A 1,585-nucleotide genomic window follows, 5' to 3' on the forward strand; every position below is an offset into this window, starting at 1 on the left:
AGAATACCAGCTAATATGAGTCAACACTTTTCATTTAATGTTTTAAAATTAATCATGTTATAATAAATTTAGGCATAACAAATAAACTTCAAAAGATGAAATTGAAGTTTTTGTAATTTATGTTAATTAAAGGTGTTTTTATGCATTAAAAATCTCTTTGTGCTTAAGAATGGCATAAATCCAATGTAATAGCTTGTTGGCGCAGGCTATTATTGCTACTTTGTGAGGTTTTCCCTCACTTCTTTTTTTGTCATAAAACTCTCTAAGTTTGGTGTTTCGATTATTCGTTAATCCACATTGAACAGCTGTATATAAAGCCTGTCGTAACCTAGTAGAGCCTCTTTTCGTGATACGGTTTATGCTAGCAGTAAACTTGCCTGATTGATATATTCTGGGGTCAATTCCTGCATAAGCCACTAGCTTTTTAGGATGACTAAACTGCTTGATTTCCCCAATTTCGGAGATGAGTGTAGCTGCAATCTTACATCCTACTCCTGGTATAGAATGGAGAATTTCATACTCTTCAAACTGCATGGCTAATTCATCAATCTCTTGTTCTAGGATAGATAGAAACTCTTTTTGTTGAAGAAGCATTTGGATGTACATCTTTAAGGTAACTAAATGGCTCTGATACAGTATTTTCTTAAATGGATTTCGTTCAGCTGCTTCTTTAAGCTTATTCGCCTTTTCCAAAAACCATGCAAACGAACGTTTCCCTCCCAGACTATGCATCACTCTTGCTATTTCATCTGTTGTTGCCTTTAAAACGACGTCGGAAGTAGGATATAAAAGCAAGGTTTTTAAAGATACCAGTGAATACAAATCCCCAAAAACGCCCTTATATTCAGGAAAAACTTGATCAAGAATTGTTTGAAACTGTAGCTTTAACTGTACGTAATTACGCGTTAATGAATCATGTTGTCTAGATAAATTCCGCAAGTTCATAGTTTGAACATTTTTTCGATGGAATGTTTCTAGATCTTCTTTGTAATAGAGTTCGCATAAATGTCGAGCATCAGCCGGGTCTGACTTGACCTTCCGAAGGCTACTCTTTTTAGTTTCGTAAGAAATCACTGGATTTACTAAATAGTAAGTTATTCTCCTCTCCTCAAGATACTGAAGTACAGGTTCATGATAGTGTCCAGTAGATTCAAAAATGACCACAGGATCTGCTTCAGCGTTTAATTTTATCTCCTTGTAAAATACATAGAAATCACGTAAACCATTGGTATCATGCTTAAACTTAAAGGTTTTTCCAAAAGGTTGCTTTCTTGCCAAGAAAGCTTGGACTTGACTTTCTCCTTTTGCGACATCCAGACCAATGACTGGATCCATACTTTATCACGTCTCCTTTTACTTTATTTGCCGGCGGCTCCTAACAATCTTGTAGTTTCATAGCTTCGCTTGTTATTCGGGGTCAGTGCCCCAACCAGCCTCAAACATGTTTCTACAAGTAGGAGGTGGACATTATTCTGGACGGGATCAAGTCCCACGCGCCCGATCGTCCTACCCCGACTACCATAAAGCATAACCCATATAAAATAGGCCAACCAGTAATCACTACTAGTTGACCTTATAATACGAA

Annotated in this window: 1 protein-coding gene; it reads right to left on the reverse strand. The window is 36.8% G+C overall.

Features of this window, described 5'->3' with window-relative positions; translation table 11 throughout:
• Nucleotides 1-138: 138 nt before the first annotated feature.
• Entirely contained in the window at nucleotides 139-1,335 is a 1,197-nt protein-coding gene (locus tag ASU02_RS25385) for an IS110 family RNA-guided transposase (protein WP_057768461.1), read from the reverse strand.
• Between the last annotated feature and the right edge of the window lie 250 nt (nucleotides 1,336-1,585).

Source organism: Cytobacillus praedii (assembly GCF_001439605.1).
GTDB classification, from domain to species: Bacteria; Bacillota; Bacilli; order Bacillales; family Cytobacillaceae; genus Cytobacillus; species Cytobacillus praedii.

What these genes read in the sequence shown, in the direction of transcription:
- ASU02_RS25385 (WP_057768461.1), bottom strand. Translation starts at nt 1,335, where the DNA reads ATGGATCCAGTCATTGGTCTGGATGTCGCAAAAGGAGAAAGTCAAGTC.